Source organism: Belliella marina (assembly GCF_042682445.1).
Taxonomy (GTDB): Bacteria; Bacteroidota; Bacteroidia; order Cytophagales; family Cyclobacteriaceae; genus Belliella; species Belliella marina.
On record NZ_JBHUHR010000023.1, the window covers coordinates 43,936 to 65,817 of the forward strand.

21 protein-coding genes are annotated in these 21,882 nt (G+C 40.2%); 18 read left to right on the forward strand and 3 right to left on the reverse strand.

Annotated elements, in window-relative coordinates:
- Positions 1–4: 4 nt before the first annotated feature.
- Complete coding sequence (locus ACFSKL_RS08855; RefSeq protein ID WP_076501372.1) at positions 5–1,033, reverse strand: rod shape-determining protein; 1,029 nt, start codon at positions 1,031–1,033, stop codon at positions 5–7.
- A gap of 419 nt (positions 1,034–1,452) precedes the next feature.
- Here ACFSKL_RS08855 and ACFSKL_RS08860 point away from each other — a divergent pair, with 419 nt between their 5' ends.
- From ACFSKL_RS08860 to ACFSKL_RS08910, 11 genes are all read left to right on the forward strand, one after another.
- Complete coding sequence (locus ACFSKL_RS08860; RefSeq protein WP_376885463.1) at positions 1,453–1,923, forward strand: ribosome maturation factor RimP; 471 nt, start codon at positions 1,453–1,455, stop codon at positions 1,921–1,923.
- 5 nt (positions 1,924–1,928) lie between these two features.
- On the forward strand, positions 1,929–3,176 hold the full coding sequence (nusA, locus tag ACFSKL_RS08865; protein ID WP_376885465.1) for a transcription termination factor NusA: 1,248 nt from the start codon (positions 1,929–1,931) through the stop codon (positions 3,174–3,176).
- Between the two features lie 67 nt (positions 3,177–3,243).
- Positions 3,244–6,252, forward strand: coding sequence for a translation initiation factor IF-2 (infB, locus tag ACFSKL_RS08870; RefSeq protein ID WP_376885468.1), 3,009 nt, complete (start codon positions 3,244–3,246; stop codon positions 6,250–6,252).
- A gap of 63 nt (positions 6,253–6,315) precedes the next feature.
- Entirely contained in the window at positions 6,316–6,507 is a 192-nt protein-coding gene (locus tag ACFSKL_RS08875; protein WP_376885469.1) for a hypothetical protein, read from the forward strand.
- A 56-nt stretch (positions 6,508–6,563) separates the two neighbouring features.
- The gene (locus ACFSKL_RS08880; protein ID WP_376885471.1) at positions 6,564–7,103 is read left to right on the forward strand and encodes a hypothetical protein; all 540 of its coding nucleotides are present in this window, start codon (positions 6,564–6,566) and stop codon (positions 7,101–7,103) included.
- Between the two features lie 476 nt (positions 7,104–7,579).
- Positions 7,580–8,506 (forward strand): transporter, encoded by a 927-nt coding sequence (locus tag ACFSKL_RS08885; RefSeq protein ID WP_376885473.1) that lies wholly within the window; start codon positions 7,580–7,582, stop codon positions 8,504–8,506.
- A 7-nt stretch (positions 8,507–8,513) separates the two neighbouring features.
- Complete coding sequence (locus ACFSKL_RS08890) at positions 8,514–10,043, forward strand: vanadium-dependent haloperoxidase (RefSeq protein ID WP_376885475.1); 1,530 nt, start codon at positions 8,514–8,516, stop codon at positions 10,041–10,043.
- A gap of 16 nt (positions 10,044–10,059) precedes the next feature.
- On the forward strand, positions 10,060–11,172 hold the full coding sequence (locus tag ACFSKL_RS08895; protein ID WP_376885477.1) for a hypothetical protein: 1,113 nt from the start codon (positions 10,060–10,062) through the stop codon (positions 11,170–11,172).
- Positions 11,173–11,301: 129 nt separating this feature from the next.
- The gene (locus ACFSKL_RS08900) at positions 11,302–11,601 is read left to right on the forward strand and encodes a type II toxin-antitoxin system RelE/ParE family toxin (protein WP_376885479.1); all 300 of its coding nucleotides are present in this window, start codon (positions 11,302–11,304) and stop codon (positions 11,599–11,601) included.
- Positions 11,602–11,603: 2 nt separating this feature from the next.
- Positions 11,604–11,888 carry an addiction module antidote protein gene (locus ACFSKL_RS08905; RefSeq protein WP_241411004.1) on the forward strand — a complete coding sequence of 95 codons (285 nt, stop codon included), beginning with the start codon at positions 11,604–11,606 and terminating at the stop codon, positions 11,886–11,888.
- Positions 11,889–12,030: 142 nt separating this feature from the next.
- Complete coding sequence (locus tag ACFSKL_RS08910) at positions 12,031–12,348, forward strand: hypothetical protein (protein ID WP_376885481.1); 318 nt, start codon at positions 12,031–12,033, stop codon at positions 12,346–12,348.
- 33 nt (positions 12,349–12,381) lie between these two features.
- Here the strand turns inward: ACFSKL_RS08910 and ACFSKL_RS08915 are convergent, their stop codons facing one another.
- A complete protein-coding gene (locus ACFSKL_RS08915) occupies positions 12,382–14,007 on the reverse strand; it encodes a carbon starvation CstA family protein (protein WP_376885482.1) in 1,626 nt (541 codons plus the stop codon).
- Between the two features lie 414 nt (positions 14,008–14,421).
- Between ACFSKL_RS08915 and accD the strand changes: the two genes are divergently transcribed.
- The 7 genes from accD (at position 14,422) to ACFSKL_RS08950 (ending at position 21,218) form a co-directional block, all read left to right on the forward strand.
- A complete protein-coding gene (gene accD / locus ACFSKL_RS08920) occupies positions 14,422–15,264 on the forward strand; it encodes an acetyl-CoA carboxylase, carboxyltransferase subunit beta (protein WP_376885484.1) in 843 nt (280 codons plus the stop codon).
- Positions 15,265–15,405: 141 nt separating this feature from the next.
- Positions 15,406–16,710 carry an NADH:ubiquinone reductase (Na(+)-transporting) subunit F gene (gene nqrF, locus ACFSKL_RS08925; RefSeq protein WP_376885487.1) on the forward strand — a complete coding sequence of 435 codons (1,305 nt, stop codon included), beginning with the start codon at positions 15,406–15,408 and terminating at the stop codon, positions 16,708–16,710.
- An 86-nt stretch (positions 16,711–16,796) separates the two neighbouring features.
- On the forward strand, positions 16,797–17,948 hold the full coding sequence (locus tag ACFSKL_RS08930; protein WP_376885489.1) for a formimidoylglutamase: 1,152 nt from the start codon (positions 16,797–16,799) through the stop codon (positions 17,946–17,948).
- A gap of 1 nt (position 17,949) precedes the next feature.
- On the forward strand, positions 17,950–18,180 hold the full coding sequence (locus ACFSKL_RS08935) for a cytochrome b5 domain-containing protein (RefSeq protein ID WP_376885491.1): 231 nt from the start codon (positions 17,950–17,952) through the stop codon (positions 18,178–18,180).
- Between the two features lies 1 nt (position 18,181).
- Positions 18,182–19,039: an N-acetylglucosamine kinase gene (locus ACFSKL_RS08940; RefSeq protein ID WP_376885492.1), complete on the forward strand. Its 858-nt coding sequence runs from the start codon at positions 18,182–18,184 to the stop codon at positions 19,037–19,039.
- Complete coding sequence (gene murQ / locus ACFSKL_RS08945; RefSeq protein WP_376885494.1) at positions 19,020–19,826, forward strand: N-acetylmuramic acid 6-phosphate etherase; 807 nt, start codon at positions 19,020–19,022, stop codon at positions 19,824–19,826. The genes ACFSKL_RS08940 and murQ overlap by 20 nt, the downstream gene beginning before the upstream one ends.
- A gap of 93 nt (positions 19,827–19,919) precedes the next feature.
- Complete coding sequence (locus ACFSKL_RS08950; RefSeq protein WP_376885496.1) at positions 19,920–21,218, forward strand: pseudouridine synthase; 1,299 nt, start codon at positions 19,920–19,922, stop codon at positions 21,216–21,218.
- 74 nt (positions 21,219–21,292) lie between these two features.
- On the opposite strand, the gene ACFSKL_RS08955 is transcribed toward ACFSKL_RS08950, so the two are convergent.
- Positions 21,293–21,874 (reverse strand): hypothetical protein, encoded by a 582-nt coding sequence (locus tag ACFSKL_RS08955; protein WP_376885497.1) that lies wholly within the window; start codon positions 21,872–21,874, stop codon positions 21,293–21,295.
- Positions 21,875–21,882: the final 8 nt, after the last annotated feature.

A 21,882-nucleotide genomic window follows, 5' to 3' on the forward strand; every position in this document is an offset into this window, starting at 1 on the left:
GAGATCAAGTCATCAATACGGTTCTGAAATTGGAAATATTTTTCAAGGCGGTTCCAGTTCCCCTTACCACTGCCCTAAGTGGATCTTCTGCAATATGTATTGGCAATTTTGTTTTCTGGTGAAGCCTTTTGTCCAGGCCTTTCAGCAATGCACCACCCCCTGTGAGGTGAATCCCATTGTCATAAATATCGGCAGAAAGCTCCGGTGGGGCAATTTCCAATGCTTTCAAAACTGCCTCTTCGATCTTTGATACTGATTTGTCAAGTGCAAATGCTATTTCAGAATAAGAAACCTTGATGACTTTTGGGATACCCGTCATCAAATCCCTACCCCTAATTTCATAATCCTCAGGTGCATCATCCAATTCGGTCAAAGCAGAGCCAATGGCTATTTTGACCTTCTCGGCAGACCTTTCACCGATCAGTAGATTGTGTTGTCTTCTCATGTAGTCCAAGATGTCCTTAGTGAACGTGTCACCGGCCACACGGATAGATTGGTCAGCCACAATACCAGAGAGGGCTATCAGTGCGATTTCGGTAGTACCACCCCCGATATCTACAATCATGGACCCCATTGGTTTTTCTATATCTATGCCGATACCGATGGCAGCTGCAATCGGTTCGTAAATCATATATACTTCTTTGGCGCCAGCATGCTCGGCAGAATCACGGACAGCTCTTTTCTCCACTTCGGTGATGCCTGAAGGGATACAGATTACCATTCTATGGGACTGGGGAAACATACCCTTTTTGTGCCCTGGGATCATTTTGATCAATCCTCTGATCATCTGTTCGGCAGCATAGAAATCAGCTATCACCCCATCTTTAAGCGGACGGATAGTTTTGATGTTCTCATGCGTCTTTTCATGCATGTTCATCGCATCTTTTCCTACTGCCAAAACCCTATTGGTAGTTCTATCTATAGCAATGATCGAAGGTTCGTCAACAACGATTTTGTCCTTGTGTATAATCAGCGTGTTTGCAGTACCTAAATCTATAGCAATATCACTGGAGAAAAAATCGAATAATCCCATTATGTCTTTTTGGTTGAATTTTAATTTGAGAATATGTTAAAGTTAGCATTCTAGATGCATAACAAGAAACGCAGGACGACAAAATTATTATCTTAATTGCAATTTCTTATCATTATATGTTTTTTTTTTGAAACAATGTTTCACTTTAACATATACTCCCTTTTTGAATCAATTTAAACGGTCTTTAATTGATGTGATTTCAGCGAGTTGGTCTGCAACAATCAATTCACATACCAAAAAATAAAACCAACGATAATTTTGGCTCCACAAAGTAGGATTGTATTGCTTTCAAGTACTTTAAAACAAAGGAATTAATAACAGTCTTTTTTTTATGGAAATTATTTTGTTAAATTTGTACCGTATTAGCCGAATATATGGAGGGGACGACAGTCCCCTCTTTCATTATGGTAAATTGTAATATGAGTTTAAAACAGACTATTGAAGAAATTGTAGAGAAGCATTTGCCCGATGAAACGCACTTCATTGTGGACATTCAGCTTATTGAAAACAGCAGTAAACCTCAGCTTAAGATTCTTATTGACGCCGATCAGGGAGTCAGTATAGATGCCTGCGCATTTATCAGCAGACAAGTAGGTGAGGAGATTGAAGCGAAGGAGTTGCTGGAGGACGCATATGTGCTTGAAGTTTCTTCCCCTGGTGTGGATTATCCTCTAAACTCAAGACGGCAGTATGAGAAAAATATAGGGAGAAAACTCAAAGTAACCTTGACAGACGGAAAGGAAACTGAGGGGGAACTTCTCCAAGTGGGACCTTCAGAGATTGTATTGAAGGTGATCAAAAAAGAAAAAGGGAAAAAAGCCACTGAAGAAGACTTGGTGTACCCTTTGGAAGAAATAAAGAAATCAATTGTACTAGTCTCTTTTAAGTAAAAAAAATGGATGCTAAAGTTCTTATAGAATCATTTGCAGAATTTGCAAGATCAAAAAATGTGGATCGACCAACGATGATTCGCATTCTCGAAGATGTGTTTAGGGCGATGATTCGCAAGAAGTACGAGACCGACGAGAATTTTGATGTGACCATCAATGCCGACAAAGGTGATCTTGAAATATTGAGGATTAGGGAGATCGTAGACGACAACTCTGAGGATATCTGGGATTTTGACAAGATCAGCCTTACAGATGCCCAAAAAATCGAACCTGACTTTGAAGTGGGGGAAGAGGTGTACGAAAAGATTGAGTTGGAAGATTTTGGCCGTAGGGCAGTCATGATGGCTAGACAGACCTTGATCCAGAAGATCAAGGATCTTGAAAAGGATTTGCTTTTCAACCAATATGAAGAATTGGTCGGTGAGATCATCTCGGCTGAAGTTTACCAGATATTGGGTAGGGAAGTATTGTTGATGGATGGGGAAGGCAATGAGCTGATCCTTCCAAAAGGCGAACAGATTCCAAAAGACAGGTTCAGAAAAGGAGATGCTGCCAGGGCTATCGTACACAAGGTGGAAATGGTCAATGGAAACCCTAGAATTATACTTTCAAGAACGTCCCCGATTTTCTTGGAGAGACTGTTTGAAAATGAGGTGCCTGAAGTTTTTGATGGATTGATTACCATCAAGAAAATTGTAAGGGAGCCAGGAGAAAGGGCAAAAGTGGCTGTAGAATCTTATGATGACAGAATAGATCCAGTTGGAGCTTGTGTCGGAATGAAAGGAAGCAGGATCCATGCAGTAGTTAGAGAGTTGCAAAATGAGAATATCGATGTGATTAATTTCACAGATAATCTTGATCTATATGTGTCGCGTGCCTTGAGCCCGGCAAAAGTTTCTTCGATCCAAGCGGATCACGAGAAAAAAAGGATTTCAGTTTTCATGAAACCAGATCAGGTATCCATGGCGATCGGTAAGGGAGGGTTTAATATCCGACTTGCAAGCAGATTGGTAGGATATGAGATTGATGTGTTCAGAGAACTGAGCGAGTATGAAGATGAGGAAGATGTAGTTCTTGACGAATTTGGTGATGAGATCGAAAGTTGGGTGATCGATGAGTTGAAAAAGACAGGCTTGGATACTGCCAAGAGTGTGCTTTCTTTGACCAAAGAAGATCTCTTGAGACGTACTGAGCTAGAGGAAGAGACTATAGAGGAAATCTTCAGAATATTAAAACAGGAATTTGAACAATAAATAAAGACCAATTTACCCAAATATAGGTCTTATATTTGCCAAAGAATTAGAAAGAGGTTTTTAGCGTATGTCAGAAGAAAAAATGATGAGACTTGGCCAAGTCGCCAGAAAACTCAACGTAGGTATTTCTACGATTGTGGAATCTATGGCTAAAAAGGGCTTTGAAGTCGAAAACAACCCCAATTCGAAGATCAGCATGGATCAGTTTAGTGTGCTGGCAAAAGAATTCAAGTCCTCTGCCCAAGAGAAGGAAGAGGCGTCACACCTATCCATAGGTAAGCGTCATCATGAGACTTTTACTATAGAGGCAGAGTCAGAAGCTCGTGAGGAGTCTAAGCCTGAGCCAGTAAAACAGGAGAAAAAGGTAGAAGCTGTGAAGCCCAACCCTGTCCCTTCACCTGCCCCTGTGCCTGAAACTCCAAAGGAAGAAAAAAAGGAAGATACAAAAGTAACTTCAGAGGCACCTAAACTGCCAGGGATCAAAGTTTTGGGAAAGATCGATCTTTCACCTAAACCTACTCCCACTCCAGCTCCTAAAGTAGAACCAAAGGCTGAAGAAAAAATAGAGGAAAAGCCAAAGGAAGTGGCCAAGCCAGAGCCTGTAAAGGAAGAAGCTCCAAAAGTTGAGATTAAAGTAGAAAAACCCACTCAGGCTGTGAAGCCTCAGCAAGATGACAACGCTAAATCACAAAAACCTACCTCTACTCCTCAACCTGAGCAAAAAACAACGCCAAAAGAGCCTATCCCTCAAAAAGAAGAGCCGAAAAAAGAAACTCCAAAACCGACTTCCGCCCCAGTAAAGGCAGAAGCAGAGCCGCAGCAAGTAATTGCGGCCAAGGCGGATTCTTTGAAAGGTTTGACTGTATTGGGGAAAATTGAACTCCCTACAGATCGTCCGAAGAAAAAGGGCAAGCCTGTAGCTTCTTCAGATGAGAGAAATAAGGATAAGAAAAAGAGAGTTCGTAAGAGAATCGATAAAAATACTCCAGGTGGAGACGCAGCCAAAGGTGGTGCAAACACAGCAGGAGGAAATAAACCAGCCGGAACTGGACAGCCGCAAGGCGGACATAGAGCTGGCGGTGGACCTAACCAAAGGGAAAGAAGAAGCCCTCAGGGCAGACCGGGACAAGGTGGAAGACCAGGTCAAGGTGGCCATGCTGGCGGAAGAGTCCAAAAAGCCGAACCTACCCAAAAAGAAATCCAAGATCAAATCAAGCAAACGCTTGCCAGATTGCAGGGTGGAAAAGCAGGAGGTGGAAAAGGCAAGAACAGAAGAGATAAAAAATCCGAGAGATCTAGGGAGACCGAAGAGGGATTTGAAGATAACAAAGTACTCAAAGTAACCGAATTCATCTCTGCCAATGATTTGGCTTCATTGATGGATGTATCGGTGAACCAGGTTATTTCGACATGTATGTCTCTTGGGATGTTTGTGTCCATCAACCAGAGATTGGATGCTGAAGCAATTACGATTATTGCCGATGAATTTGACTTTGAGGTAGAATTTACAAAATCTGATGAAGAGGAAAATACGATTGTAGAAGTAGATAATCCAGAGGATTTAGTGAATAGGGCGCCGATTGTGACCATAATGGGGCACGTTGATCACGGTAAAACATCCCTTCTTGATTTTATCAGAAGAGCGAAAGTGACTGATGATGAAGCAGGTGGAATCACCCAGCATATCGGAGCTTATGATGTAATGACGAGTACGGGGGAAAAAATCGCATTCCTTGATACCCCTGGTCACGAAGCGTTTACAGCTATGCGGGCCAGAGGTGCCAAAATCACTGATGTCGCAATTATTGTAGTCGCTGCCGATGATGATATCATGCCGCAGACCAAAGAAGCTATCAACCACGCGCAAGTGGCGGGTGTTCCAATGATTTTCGCGATTAACAAAATTGATAAGCCAAATGCAAACCCTAACAAGATTAAGGAGCAATTGGCAAATATGAATCTACTCGTGGAAGAATGGGGCGGTAAATATCAGTCCCAAGATATCTCTGCAAAGGTAGGTACGGGTATAGACGAGCTACTTGAAAAAGTATTGCTTGAAGCGGAAGTACTTGAGCTGACTGCCAACCCCAATAAAAATGCTGTAGGGACTGTAGTAGAAGCATCTCTTGATAAAGGTAGGGGGTATGTAACGACTGTGATGGTTCAAGCAGGTACATTGCGTATCGGTGATGTCATGCTGGCAGGACAGCATTATGGCAAGGTGAAAGCCATGTTTGACCACAAAGGCAAAAAACTGAAAGAGGCTGGACCTTCTACTCCTGTCCAAGTATTGGGACTAAGTGGAGCGCCACAAGCTGGTGATACATTCAAGGTGTATGATACTGAAAGGGAAGCAAGGGAAATTGCCAACTCAAGGGAGCAGATCCAGAGAGAGCAAAGCATGCGTACCAAGAAGCATATCACACTTGATGAGATTGGACGTAGATTGGCCATCGGTAGCTTCAAAGAACTCAATATCATTATCAAAGGTGATGTGGATGGATCAGTTGAAGCACTCTCAGATTCCTTGTTGAAATTATCCAAAGATGAAGTGTCTGTCAATATTATACACAAAGGTGTAGGTCAGATTTCCGAATCAGACGTGTTGTTGGCTTCGGCTTCCGATGCGATCATCATTGGTTTCCAAGTAAGGCCTTCTCCAAATGCGAAGAAAATCGCCGAACAGGAAGAAATCGAGATCAGACATTACTCTATCATCTACGATGCGATCAACCAAATCAAAGATGCGATCGAGGGAATGCTTGAGCCTGAATTTGAAGAAATCATCACTGGTAATATCCAAGTGAGGGAAATATTCAAAATCTCTAAAATTGGCACTGTTGCTGGTTCTTATGTCACAGATGGTTTCATTACCCGTAAGAATAAGATAAGAGTAATACGTGATGGTATTGTTGTTCATGATGGGGAAATCGATCAATTGAAGAGATTCAAGGACGATGTTTCTGAAGTGAAAGCTGGCTACGAATGTGGTATTTCGATCAAGAAGTTTAATGATATCTTGGTAGATGACACCATAGAAGGCTACACCATGCAGGAGATCAAGCGTAAGAAATAGGATAAGTATTAACCATATCAGAGGAACTTCCGCAAGGAGGTTCCTTTTTTTGTTTATGAAAACATGAAAGATGCCATTCACCTTTTCTTGCAAATCCTTATCATAGGCAGTGTCCTATCCTTGTTTCTGGGGCTATACAAACCTGTTTTGGTACTTTGGTTTTTGGATAGGTTCAATAGGTTGAAAGTGTTGAAAGTGTATGGTCTGTCACTATTAATATTGGTTTTTCTTGTGATTGTAAATAAAATCATTTGATTTTATTTTGTTTTTCCTAATATTGATTACTTTTAGAGACCCAAATACCAATAAGTTTGAGAAAAATTATAGCCATATTACTTTTAAGCGTTTTTGCCCTGTACCATTTTGGCTATTATGGTTTCTATTATACATTTTCCTTTCAACTGGAATCTTATTGGACAGACAAGGTTTTTGAGACAGATGAAGCGGAGGAGGAAATGATGGAAATCCCAATTTCTGTCCCTTACATGGCTGACCAATCTGAATTTCAGGTTACGAATACCACTTTTGAAAAGGATGGGAAGAACTATCGTGCTGTAAAACAAAGATATTCCAATGACACCTTGCAGGTGGTCTATGTCCCAGATACGGCGAAAAACAAACTGGATTCTGTTGTCAAAAAATGGATTGCATCTTTGGTTTCTGATGAGGTTCCGTGTGAGAACAGCAACTCTTTGCTTTCCAAGATATTCATTAAAGACTATACCAAACCAAATCAGGAATTTATCCTCACCGCTTGGCTCGGGCAAGAAAAAAAATACATAGGGTTTATTTTTTCTACTTACAATGAAGCATATCACAACAATAGCACACCTCCCCCTGAGTTTGCTTAATATTTTCAGCCCCATTTTAGGATCTTTTCTTCGGGAAATCACATTAGACCTATCAGCTTTGCTATAATGAATATATGTCTTCAAAGGGTTAATTGTGCATATTGTTCATTTATATTGCTGTTCGTTTAGCGTTGTCATCCGAAGGGGATTTGCAGTCATGGCTAGATTCTGATTGATGGTTTTTCCGATTCGGCGGAGATTTCATTGTGTCAATTTAGTTTTGATAGCAGCCAATTTAAGAGGCTGTCCCATAGTTGCTTTACAAGTTTTATTTTCCAGGTAATGTGTTGATTTCAATTTGGATCTCCAAGTGTCTTTGTGGTTAAAATAAATAATACCACAAAGACAGATGGAGTTTAGTCAGATGAATTCAAGACAAAAGCGGGTTTAAGTTTTGTGATTTGACATTTGGGACAGCCTCCAATGGCTCGATTTTTCAATATTCAAACATTTATAAAACTTACTTAAAAAATAATATGAAAAAAATACTACCAATAATCCTTGGATTGGTTATGTCATTTTTTATACAATTCAAAAGCAAAGCACAAACTCCCTGGGATGAAGTAATGATGGGTAAAAATGAGATTTGTATAGCCCTGATTTATGAACATTCCACTTGGGATAAATACTGGGAAGGGACCAGACTCAGAGAAAATGCCAACATTGGAACTTTGACAAGACAAATGGGCATGCCCATGATAGCATTGGGGTTGACCAACAAAGTTAATATTATAGCAAGCCTCCCTTATATCGCGACAAAAGCTTCAGGTGGAACTCAGGTGGGGCAATCTGGGATTCAGGATCTTAGTGTTTCTGCAAAAGTAGAATGGCTTCAAAAAAGAATAAGTGGTGGTAGATTACTCTTCCTTACTAATTTGCATTATAGCCGACCTGTCGGCAATTATCTTTCGGACTACATGCCTTTCAGTTTAGGTTTTGGGGCGCCCGAATTAGGTTTTCGGGGTATTGCCGGATATAAAATGGATAATGGGCTGGTCTTTCGATCCTCTATTGCATATCTCAAAAGAGGACAAACTGAGATTGAACGAAATTACTATTACCAAAATGGAAGTGTTTACTCTCAATTTATGAACGTGCCCGATGCTTTTAATTTTCACGCAGCTATAGGTTACTGGTTTTTGGAAAATCAATTGAGATTAGAGGCCACTTATCAATTACTCAATTGCCTTTCCGGGGATGACATAAGGGCGTATAATGCACCCCAACCTACCAACAAGATGGAGGTCAGCCAAGTCGGTGCATGGGCTCAATATTACATCAAAGGCAGACAAGGACTTGGAGTGCTCGCATATTACAACTATGCAGTAGGAGGGAGAAATATGGGTCAATTCTCTTCTTTAGGATTGGGACTGACTTATCAATTGGAATTAACTAAAAAGTGAAATCATTATGAATAAATATATAACTTCTATAGCAATTTTGCTTACTATGGGATTCTGCAATATTTCGTGCATCGAAGAGACCCCGTCTTATTTTGAATTTGAAGATTATAGTTTTTCTGAACTGGATGAAAATGGTGGCCTTATGAATACATTTCTTTTGGTTGAAATAGAGGAGATAGCACTAGAAGCTCCTCAAACTAGTAGGGTACAAGAGTTGGATGATATTAAGTTGCTCATGTCTTCAATGACCAAGCAAGAAACCAAAGCAGTAGAATACTGGACGTCCAATCCAATTATCAGATGGAATGAAATTGCGCTTGAGTTGGCAGCGAAGTATAACCTAATTCCAGGGCCAAATGAAGACGGGACATACACACTGCCTAATCCAGCCAATCCACAAGGTCCTCCCGTTTTTCCTTTTGCACACCCTCCATATACCAGCAGGGCATTGGCTTATTTGAGCGTTGCCCAGTTCGATGGCTTAGTGGCTGCTTGGCATTACAAATATAAATTTAAGCTAAACTCCCCTTACCAAGAGGATTCGGGGATAATTCCGGCTTATTCCAAAAACAACCTGCCTTCCTTTCCCTCCGATGGGGCTGTGGTTGCCAAAGTTTCAAAAGATATCTTAAGTGCCATGTTTCCTTTGGAAAGAGAATTTTTGGAAGGCTTGTTTCAAGAGCATCTTAAGAGTATGCTTCAGGCTGGGATCAATTTCAGAAGTGACTTGGATGCAGGAGAATTGATTGGGTCTGAAATCTCCAAAATCGCGCTTCAGCGAGCTTCTACCGATGGAATGTCAAAGGCACAAACTCCAAAATCAGTGTCTGATTCTATCAAAAATGCTGCCTTTGAAAGGTTTGGTTGGGCCTGGGAAAATATGGAATCACCAAAAAGGCCTGTGGGACTAACCCCTTTGTTTGGGAAAGTCAAAATGTGGAATGTGTCAAATGTGGAGGAAGTACGTCCTGGCCCACCTCCAGCCCCAGGATCTGATCAATTCAATAAAGATGCAGAGGAACTAAAAAGGTTTGCGAATAATCTGACCGTGGAGCAAAGAAAAATCGCAAATTGGTGGCAAGATGGACTCGGTACCTATACACCTCCGGGACATTGGAATAAATTTGCAAAGGAAGCAATCGTCAAAAACAAGCTTAATCCTCTTCGCTCTGCAAAGGTTTTTGCTTATATGAATACGGCTATTGTAGATGCAGGAATCAGCTGTTGGGATGCTAAATACTACTATCATTATCCAAGGCCTATTCAGACTATTCCTGGCTTCAAAACTATTTTGGGTACTCCCAATTTTCCAGCCTATACTTCTGGGCATAGTACTTTTTCGGCTGCGGGCGCTGTAGTCCTGTCCTATTTCTTTCCTGAAGATCAAAGTATGTTTAACAAATATGCTGAAGAAGCAGCGATGTCTCGGGTCTATGGTGGAATCCATTACAGATTTGATGCAGAAGTTGGGATAGAGCAGGGTAGAAACATAGGGAATTATGCAGTGGAAAAAGCCAAAAATGACAGAATACAATAATTTTATAAAATAGAATATGAAAAACATCAACAAAATATACTCGGTAATTTTGCTTTTAATAATTACCTCTTCAGAAGTCAAAGCCCAAGGCTGTGTGGCAATCAGGCAATTTTCCGGAATCGGAAATGCAGTCGGACAGGGAAACATTCTTGAAAAGGGAGAATGGAATATCAGTTCCAATTATAGATATTTCAAGTCATTCCGCCACTTCAGTGGGACTGAAGAGCATCCAAATAGGGTTGCTAACAACACAGAAGTGATCAACTGGTCGCATGGTGTTGACCTAAATGTAAGTTATGCCATTTCGAACAGGGCATATGCAGTTGTTTCATTGCCATTCGCTTATAATGAAAGAAGCTCTTTATATGAACACGGGAGAAATTCCCGTCACATGACCTATTCCAAAGGCATCGCAGACATGCGAGTGGGGGCAGGGTATTGGTTGCTTTCATCGGAAAAGGCACGTAAGGGGAATACTGCTGTTGGATTAGGAGTCAAACTACCAACCGGTGATTACAATGCCCAAAGCACATTTTACAATGTAGGTCCAGGTGGGACTCCTGAAGTGAGACCTGTGGATCAGTCCATTCAATTGGGAGATGGAGGCTGGGGATTGATTGTAGATGCCCAAGGTATTTGGAATCTGCCGTCAAATTTCTTTTTGTACTATGATGGCTTCTATATGTTCAATCCCCGAAATACCAATGGGACGAGAACCAACAGGGGCAGGGCTTCGGAAGGAATCATGAGTGTTCCCGATCAGTTTGCGTTCAGGGCTGGAGTATTTAAGCCTATACCGGGAATCCATGGGCTTGGGCTTTCTCTTGGAGGACGTGTTGAGGGTGTCCCTGTGAGGGACATAATTGGAGACAGTGATGGGTTTAGAAGACCAGGCTATATTGTCTCTGTTGAGCCGGGGCTTAGTTATATGTTAGGCAATTTCACCACGACATTGACAGTTCCAGTGGCATTGATCAGGAATAGAACCAGAAGCCTCACAGATATTGCCGATTCCACTCCGGACAATCGTAGGCATGGAGATGCTGCCTTTGCAGATTATTTGATCAATGTGAATTTGGCTTGGAGGATTCCCAGAAAAGTAAAAGAGGTGTTTAATAGTGTTGATTGATTTACAGTGTAAATCTACTTTTACATCAGAGTTATGGAGTATTATAATTGATACCGCAATAAATATCAATACAAATTGAATTTATCCAGAGAAATAGTTTAAATTTGTATCCAATTAGATACAATCGTTATGTTTTTTATTGAGAAAACGACTGAATTTGACAAATGGTTAAGAAAGGTAAGAGACCTCAAAGCAAAATCGAAGATTTTGTTTAGAATTCAGAAATTAGAGAATGATGAACATTTTGGTGATTGCGAACCAGTTGGAGATGGGATTCGAGAGTTGAAATTGAATTTCGCAAAAGGTTATCGTGTATATTTTAAAGAAAAAAATGGAAAGATAATCATTCTCTTATTAGGTGGAGATAAATCTACTCAGCAAAGTGACATTAAAAAAGCAAAAGCGATTTGGGAAAAATTAAATAGTTAAAAATGGGAACTTCAAAATTTGAAATAGCGGATTATTTAGACAGTAAGGAAATGATTGCGGAATATCTTAACACGGTGTTAGAAGAGGGGGACAACGCTGATGTGATTAATGCAATTGGACATATTGCAAAAGCAATCGGAATGACAAAAATTGCCGAAGAAACTGGAATGAGCAGACCGAGTTTATACAAGGCATTATCTGATGGAGCAAAACCGCAATTTGCTACGATAATGAAAGTTTTAAAAGCGATTGGCGGACAAATTCAAGTGAATCCGATATCAACGTAAAGTAATAACAAGACAACAAAAATCGTGCGTAAGTAATAGTTTAAAGGATTTCGGGTCACAAGTTAAATTTATTTATAGGCTGTTTGCACTACAAAGCAAGCAGCCTAACTTTATTAGAAATGTCACAAATCCAAATAGGTATTTGGATGAAGGTTTTGCAACCTATTTTGGTGGTGCACAAAGATACTATTGCTTAGAGTCATCTACTCAAATGGCACTATACGGTTTTCAAACACTTGAGGTCTGCTTTGAAAACAAAGATGAATTGGGTGTCTTAATTGAGGAAATTGTTAATTTTAAGAATGTGTTTTTTGGAAATTTCATCAAGTATCTTATTGATTTTCATGGTTCCGAGTATGCACTTCACGCTCTCAAAACCAACAAGACAAATGATGAACTGGACTTATTGATTGATTTGCACATGCTTCCAGATGAGACATTTAATGATTTTGTGTTTTGAATAATTATGTCAAATGATTTTGAGGAAGAATGACTATTTTAGATGGTTGACCTCTCTTTTTATACTTTTTGCGGCTAAGAAAATAAGTGCAAAAGAAAGGATGAATAAAACCACTGCGATCCCTGCAAGTACATAGACTTGATCCTGATAATTTTTCCAAGCAAACAATGCCAAGGAAGTCAATGTTACTGTGAACATAAAGAACATCGGGATCAGGACAAATGTGGCATTGGTTTTTTGCTTCATCAACCAGACAGATATGGTCAACAATGCCAATGCAGCAAGCAGTTGGTTGGCAGAGCCAAAAATAGGCCAGAGAATACTAAATCCACCAGAGCCCAAAAGCAGCACCGCTAAAATGACAACTACTGAAGTAGATAGGTATCTATTTTGCGAAAGCTTTGTACCCACTGGGCTTTTGATGTCTTCGAAATACTCCTGAAGTGTGAACCGGGCAAGCCTGGTACAGGTATCCAATGTCGTCAATGCAAAGGCAGATACCGTAAGTGCAACAAATCCAATGGCAAAATCCTCAGAAATCCCCATGCTTGAAATGATGTTTCCCAAGCCATTGGCAAACAATGGCACTGGTCCCAATGTTTCTATTTTCTCCAAATATTCTGTCCTTGATAAAACTATCACTGCCGCCACGGCAATGATGGCAAGAAAGGATTCTATCAACATCCCTCCAAAACCCACTATTTTGGCATCACTTTCTTTGTCAAGTTGCTTGGAAGTAGTGCCAGAAGCAACCAGTGAATGGAAACCACTGATAGCTCCACAGGCGATCGTGACGAATAATACCGGAAAGATATATCCTAGATTGTCTGAGCTGAAATGGACTTCATTGTCCATGACTATCGTAGGATTGGCGATGAAAACCCCCAAGACTGCTGCGATGATAAGCCCATATAACAAGAAACTATTCAGGTAGTCCCGTGGCTGAAGAAGCATCGAAACAGGTGCGACCGAAGCTATAAATGCATAGATCAAAAGTATATAAATCCATATTTGATAGTCCAAAGCTATCGGGATCTGCATCCCCAAATAGACGAAGTAGTAAATCAAAACAATTCCTACCACTGATATCAATATGAATGCGATTTTTTTATCCCCAATGATTTTATTGATGATGCCGAAAACAATAGCCAAAATGATAAAAAAGAGTGAGGCAGATGCTACCCCAGGATTGCTGACAAAGGTTTTGGCAATGATATCTGCAAAAACACCAATGATCAGAATCAGCGTAGAAAAGCTAAAAAGGATAAAAAGCTGCTTACCCTTGTAACCAATCGTGTTTTGGATGATGACTCCGATTGATTTTCCCTGATTCCGTAGGGATGCTGCCATGCTTCCCAAATCATGTACTGCACCAAAAAAAATCCCGCCAACCAAAATCCAGATTACAGCTGGTATCCAGCCAAAGGTCAAAGCGATAATCGGCCCTACAATTGGTCCTGCGCCCGCAATGGATGCAAAATGATGCCCTAAGACCACAATTGGTTTGCTGGGTATATAATCTACCCCATCGGAAAATTCGTGGGAAGGGGCAATTCTTTTGTCACTGAGTTTGAACTTTTTGTAAACAAATTTACCATAAACAAAGTATGCCGTAACCAGGATGATTGCAGATACAATTAATAATGAAACTAAATTCATGTTGTGATTTTTTATTGATTTTAGGGATCGAATATCATGGATATCCTCCTATTTGAAAATAACCTGATCAAAATAAGCTTTTCTCTTTTTGAGGTTGCCTGTCTTCTGACGATTATTATCCCGCAATATTACAAATGTTTAATATACTCACTTGCATATTTGCGGATAATCATATCGAATATCCCTCTTAATAAACAATTAACAAACAGTTTACTTAATCACCCAAAGTTATATTGACACATAGGATAGCTTGTAGGGAAGTTTATTGTCTTTTAGGGGGCTTCTTAAGGTGCTGTGAAACAAATGTTTGTGATTTGTGTTTTAAGGAACATGGTGTCTAAATTTTATTTAATGGATATAACATATAAATTTGTAGTCCCTGAATTTATGTTTGGGGTTTAACAAGAATAAATTATGGCTTGGTTTAAGAGAACAGATAAAGGAATTAAAACCTCAACAGAGGAAAAGAAGGATGCTCCCGACGGTCTGTGGTATAAGACTCCCAAAGGAAACATTATCCATACCCGTGAGTTGAAGCAAAACTCTTATGTATGTCCTGATGATGATTATCATGTCAAGATCGGGTCAAAAGAATATTTCGAGATATTGTTTGACGGGAATAAGTTTAAGGAACTGGATGAGAAATTGACATCTGGAGACCCATTGAAATTCACAGACACAAAGCCATATACGTCCAGAATTGAAGCCACAATTGCCAAAACAGAACTCAATGACGCTGTAAGGTCGGCTGTAGGTAAGATGAATGGGTTGGATATCGTTATTTCATGTATGGATTTCAACTTTATTGGAGGATCGATGGGGTCTGTGGTTGGGGAAAAAATCGCCAGGGCTATCGATTACTCTTTGAAAGAGAAGATTCCATTTTTGATGATATCAAAGTCTGGTGGAGCGAGAATGATGGAAGCAGGTTTCAGTTTGATGCAGATGGCAAAAACCTCGGCTAAGCTTGCGTTGTTGGACAAAGCCGGGATTCCGTATATTTCTATGTTGACGGATCCAACTACTGGAGGGGTGACGGCCTCCTACGCCATGTTGGGTGATTTCAATATTGCAGAACCTGGGGCTTTGATTGGTTTCGCCGGTCCAAGGGTGATCCGGGAGACAATTGGAAAGGATCTCCCCAAGGGTTTTCAGAGTTCTGAATTTGTATTGGAACATGGTTTTCTGGATTTCATCATCGATAGGAGACAGTTGAAAAACAGATTGACGACTTTGCTAAACCTACTGAACGGTTAGAGAGTTGTAACTATAGTTAAATACCAGATAAAAAGTCAAAAATCAAACGGCTTTTGGCTAAGTTTATCTATTTATAAATATATTTGTGTTCCCTAAGTAGGGGCTAAATACTGAAAAAGAAAAAGTAAAAATCGTTATTAAATGGGTTCAGTAATTATTACTTCGATTGTAGCATTTACACTGATTATCTTGCTACTCGTTTTTATCCTTTTATTTGCCCAATCCAAGCTGGTGAATTCTGGAGATGTGAAGATCATCATCAATGGTGATGAAAGCAATCCAATCGTCACTTCGGCAGGTTCAACATTGTTGAATACCTTGGGGAATAAGAAAATCTTCTTGCCATCAGCTTGTGGCGGTGGTGGTACTTGCGCCATGTGCAAATGTGTCATCGAAGATGGTGGTGGAGAAGTTCTACCTACTGAAGAAGGACATTTGAGTAGAGCTGAAAAGCAGGGGAAAGTGAGGCTTTCTTGTCAAGTGAAAGTAAAACAAGACATGAAAATCAGAATTCCTGAGGAGATTTTTGGTATCAAAAAGTGGGAATGCGAGGTCATCTCGAACTACAACGTTTCTACCTTTATCAAGGAATTTAAAGTTAAATTGCCTGAAGGTGAGATTTTGGATTTCGAATCAGGCGGATATATCCAGATTGATGTTCCAGTAATCACTGTGAACTTCAAGGATATGGACATTACTCCACATCCTGATTTGGGTCACCCTAACGATGTTTACCAAAGTGATTGGGATAAATTCGGTCTTTGGGATTTGGTGATGAAAAATGATGAGGAGCTGTTTAGGGCTTACTCCATGGCCAACCACCCAGCTGAAGGTAATATAGTGATGTTGACAATCAGGATTGCTACTCCGCCATGGGATAGGGCAAACAACAAATGGATGGATGTCAATCCTGGGATTTGTTCCTCATATGTCTTCTCAAGAAAACCTGGAGATAAAGTAGTCATCTCAGGACCATATGGTGAATTCCATATCAACCCAACTCAGAGAGAAATGATCTATATCGGTGGTGGAGCAGGAATGGCGCCATTGAGGTCTCATATCTTCCATCTTTTCCATACAGAAAAATCCGACAGGAAAGTTTCTTATTGGTACGGTGGTAGATCCAAAAAAGAATTGTTCTACACCCCGCAATTTAGGGATATAGAAAAAGATTTCCCGAATTTCAATTTCCATATCGGTTTGTCAGAACCAATGCCGGAAGACAATTGGAAAGTGAAGAAGTCTTTGGATGACAAAGAGGGTGATGGTTATGTTGGGTTCATCCACCAAGTATTGTACGATAATTATCTGAAAGACCATCCGGAGCCAGATGAGGTAGAATTTTACCTTTGTGGACCACCATTGATGAATGCAGCAGTACTGAAACTTCTAGATGATATGGGAGTGCCTCAGGAAAACATCAGATTCGATGACTTTGGAGGTTAAATAAACATTGGGTCCCGCATTAGCGGGACTTTTTTATTTCCCTCTCGTTTTTTTACTTATTTTTGACTTAGACTTATCCAAATCCTATGAACCTGAAATCATTCTTTGAGCCTGTTCCTGAGGTAATCACCCAACAGAAATACGCACATAATTCTTTCTTCAATTTCATCCACTTTCACGGGGAGACATTCCCGGATATCAAAGGTGTGCAAATCGCCATCATTGGTCTTGCGGAGAAAAGGGGGATGAAAAACACAGACACAATAGAACGCTCTGCCATAGAGATCAGGGAAAAGCTTTACCATCTCAAAAAAGGGGAAGCGCTCTATAAAATTGTCGATTTGGGGGATCTGCACCCGGGCGATACTTTGGATGAGTCGATCAATATTTTGAAGACTGTAGGCGAATTTCTCCTGAAAAAGCAAATCCTGCCAATCTATATAGGAGGTACCCATGATTTGGATTACGGTCAATACCTTTCTTATCAAGGTCTCAACAAACTGGTAAGCATGGTGACTGTGGATGCCAAGATCGATATGGAAGAAGATGCACTTCCATTCCAAACCCACACACAGAATATCATTCTCCACCAGCCAAACTTCCTTTTCAATTATTCCCATTTGGCTTACCAAAGTTTTTTGGTGGATAAGGATCTTATAAATGTCATGGAGAAGTTGTATTTTGACCACATCAGGCTGGGGAATGTCAGGGCGAATTTCAAAGAGATTGAGCCACTGGTTAGAAATGCTGATTTGATGAGTTTCGATGTGTGTGCGATTCAATCTTCTGATGCGCCAGGGGCTGCCGATGCACAGCCCTTCGGTCTCACTGGGGAAGAAGCTTGTCAAATCTGTAGGTTTGCCGGAATGAATGAGAAATTGAGTTCATTTGGTATCTATGGCTATCAGCCATATTATGATGACAACCGCAATAAAACGGCCGCAATCATTGCAACCATGATATGGTATTTTATTGAGGGTTTTTATGATAGAAAAGATAGTTTGAGCTTCAAGAGCAATGATTATATAAAGTACACCGTTTCTTTAGATGCACAGCCTTCAGTGATTGTGTTTTATAAAAGTATCAGAAGTGATAAGTGGTGGATGGAGATCCCCCAAAATGATCAGGAGAAATTTGAACGGACTACCATCATTCCATGTAGCTATAAAGATTATCAAATGGCACAGTCGGGTGAGATTCCAGAAAGATGGATCAATGCCCAGTTAAAACTGTTTTGATATGAAAACATATACAAGGCAGCAACTTGCTTTGAGAAATGGGCAGGATAGGCCTGAGATATGGATAGCATACTTGGGGGTGATCTATGACGTGTCGGATTCCAGGTTGTGGAAGAATGGAAAGCATTATGAGCATTGGGCTGGGCAAGATCTTACGGAGGAGCTTGCCGATGCACCACACACTGAAAAAGTGTTTGTAAAATTTAATTCCGTTGGGCATTTGATAGAATAGAATGATCTTAATAGCTGATAGTGGTTCCAGTAAGACCGACTGGAGATTGATTGGGCACAATGGGGATATAGAACAATACAGAGGTATTGGCTTCAATCCATCTTACCAATCGAGCGATGAAATGGCAAACTTGATTCGAGAGGACTTTCTTCTTGAAATTGCGGATGATGTCGATCAGGTTTTTTATTATGGTGCTGGATGTTCGACAGCATATTTCAAGAATCAGGTAAAGTCCGTCTTGGAGACTGTATTTACCAATGCATATATCAAAGTAGATCATGACATGATGGCTGCTGCTAGGGCAACTTTTGGGGAAAAGGCAGGTATAGCCTGTATCCTTGGGACTGGTTCTAACAGTTGTGATTTTGATGGTGAGCATATCATTGCATCCATGCCCTCTCCCGGTTATATCCTTGGTGATGAAGGTGGGGGTGCCCATGTTGGCAAAAAATTCCTGCAGGATTTTATCCATGGGGAATTGCCTGATACCATTCACAAATTGGCAATTGAAAAGCTTGGCTTGGACTATGAAGAAATCCGGATCAAAGTTTACAAAGAACCTTTTCCGGGAAGATATATGGCTTCTTTTTGCCGATTTCTTACAGAACACAAATCAGATCCTTATTGCTATATGCTGTATTATGATGCCTTTCAGGATTTTTTTAAGAAACACGTCATGAAATATGATAATTATCGTGAAAAGCAAGTAAGCTTTGTAGGCTCTATCGCTTTTTACAACAGTGATATATTGAGAAGTGCAGCTATGGATGCTGGAATACAGGTAAGTTTAATTTTGGAAAGTCCGATTGCGGGCTTGTCACTTTACCACCAAAACAATCATGAATACAACAGAAAGTAATTCCCATTACGATAACCTCGAAGGGCTTGATGTAGGTACTTTGCTTCAATACATCAACAGGGAAGATCAGAAAGTAGCTTTAGCCATTGAGAAAGTTTTGCCTTCGGTACAGGGGTTGATTGAAGAGGTAGTGGCAAGAATGCAAAAAGGAGGAAGGCTTTTTTATATAGGGGCTGGTACAAGTGGAAGGCTTGGGATTCTGGATGCATCCGAGTGCCCACCTACCTATGGTGTTCCACATGATATGGTAATTGGGATCATCGCCGGGGGAGATCAGGCAATAAGAAAAGCTGTTGAAAATGCGGAAGATGATGCCAATCAAGCTTGGAAAGATATTAGAGTTTTTGGGTCAAATGATCAGGATTGCGTCATTGGTATAGCAGCTTCCGGAACTACCCCTTATGTCATTGGCGGAGTAAAGAGAGCTAGGGAAGAAGGTTTGTTGACTGGATGTATCACCTGTAATACTGGTACTCCATTGGCTGCTGAAGTAGATTTTCCGATAGAAGTTGTTGTTGGGCCAGAGTTTGTTACCGGAAGTACCCGGATGAAAGCGGGAACTGCCCAGAAACTGCTGCTCAACATGATCTCAACCACGGTTATGATCAAGTTGGGTCGGGTAAAAGGCAACAAAATGGTGGATATGCAACTGTCCAATGAGAAGCTGGTCAACCGTGGGACTAAAATGATCATGGAGGCTACAGGCCTGTCGGAGCAAGATGCCAAAGCCAAATTATTCAAGTTTGGTTCTGTAAGGGCAGCGGTTGAATCATTTTATCAAAAATAATCTGTACCTTTGCATCCCCTTTGAATTCAGGAACTTAGATATGCTTGATAGTTAAGGGATTTACCAATAATACAGCAGAGATGTTGCATGAAAATGAGAAAAGATAATAACAGAAACCAAGGGTCAAATAGAGACTCTAAATCTACTGGCAAGCCTTATGGCAAAGATGGTAGAAGTGACAGGAAAAAGGACTATTCAAAAGATTCTGATTTTAAAAAATCGAGATCAAAAGATGAATTTAAACCTGAAAGAGGAGCAAAGCCAACTTTCAAAAAATCAAGTGATCAGACGGAAAGAAAAACTTCTGTTTCCAAAAAGCCATACGGCGGAACTGCTAAGCCGAATCCCCAAAAGAGCGAGGGGTTTAGCCTAGAAGGTTATCCTAAGAAAAAGTACACACCAAAACCTCAAGAGGGTAGAACAAGTCCTTCATATGGAAAGTCGAGTAACCGTTCTAAGGATGGTGATCCAAAGCTGAATTCCGGAGAATATAAGACCGTGTACAAAGGTCGCGGAAAGGACGAAAGACCGGTATTTGAAACAGTGAAGAAGTCAGAGGTCGAGAAGAAAATGGCTGCAAGGAAAAAGAACCAAAAGCCAACATTTCATGAGGCACCTACGGAACCAAGGCCTGATTATAATTTTGACAAAATTGAAAAGAAACTCAATAAAAATCAAAATGATGATGAAATCAGACTGAATAAATATATATCCAATTCAGGGATCTGTTCCAGAAGGGAAGCTGATAATTTGATCCAAAATGGGGATGTCAAAGTAAATGGGGAAGTGATCATGGAAATGGGTTATAAAGTCCAGAGGAATGATACCATCACTTACAAAGGTAAAACCATCAGCCCAGAGAAGCCTGTTTATGTTTTGTTGAACAAGCCGAAGGATTTTATCACTACAACCGACGATCCAATGGAGAGAAAGACAGTGATGGAATTGGTAGGCAATGCTTGCAAAGAAAGGATTTTCCCGGTGGGCCGATTGGATAGAAATACAACTGGGCTTTTATTGTTTACGAATGATGGGGAATTGGCTGCAAAGTTGTCCCACCCCTCCAATCAAATCAAGAAGATTTATCAGGTTACTTTGGATAAACCCTTGACAAAAGGAGATGAAGAGACCATTATAGAAGGCTTTGCCTTGGAGGATGGAGATGTGAAAGTGAACGATCTACAGGTCTTGTCAAAAGACAAAACCATCTTGGGTTTGGAGATCCATGTTGGGAGAAATAGAATTGTAAGGAGAATATTTGCCCACTTTGGCTATGAGGTAATTGCACTGGACAGAGTGACCTATGCAGGTCTTGACAAGAAAGATTTGCCTCGGGGAAAATATAGGTTCCTCAATGAAAAAGAAGTGATCAATTTGAAATACTTCAAATAATACTAGAATTAAAAGCAATAAAAAAGGGCTTCTTTGATTTCAAAGAAGCCCTTTTTTATTGAAAAATATAGGTTTTAGTTTGCTGCCATAAGTTTGGAGAATCCATCTTCTGACTTCACAAAAAACTCGATTTTTGAATGTCCAACCGGATGGTTGAATACATATGTTTTTTGGAATCCTTTGGTGTCTTTCAGTTCTTCTTCGTGCACCAATTGGTTGTTTTCATAGATAAGAACTGACATGTTGGATGGTAGCAAAGAGTTTACAAGTAACTTGTATTTATTCCCATGTACTTTTTCTAGTTTGGAGAATACTACTGGCTCTACTTTTTTTTCACCGACATTCAATTCCATATGATCTACTTCTCCGTTGCTGTTGAATACACCTATTTGGTATTTGCCCTCTTTCAGTTTAGAGAAGTCATATGCTTTGGAGAATTCTTTTTTGGATAGAATTCTATCTGTATGTACCAAAGAATTGAAATCATCATAGATCTTTACTGTAATGGCTCCGTTGGGTACCATACCATAAATCAGTTGAACTTTGCTGCCTTCTACTTTTTTAAGTTTGACAGTCCCTTCTGTTGTTGTGTTTTTTTCTGCAAAGGCTGTAAAAGAAATGCTCAATGCAAGAATCATTGCTGTAACTAATCTCATAATAGTAT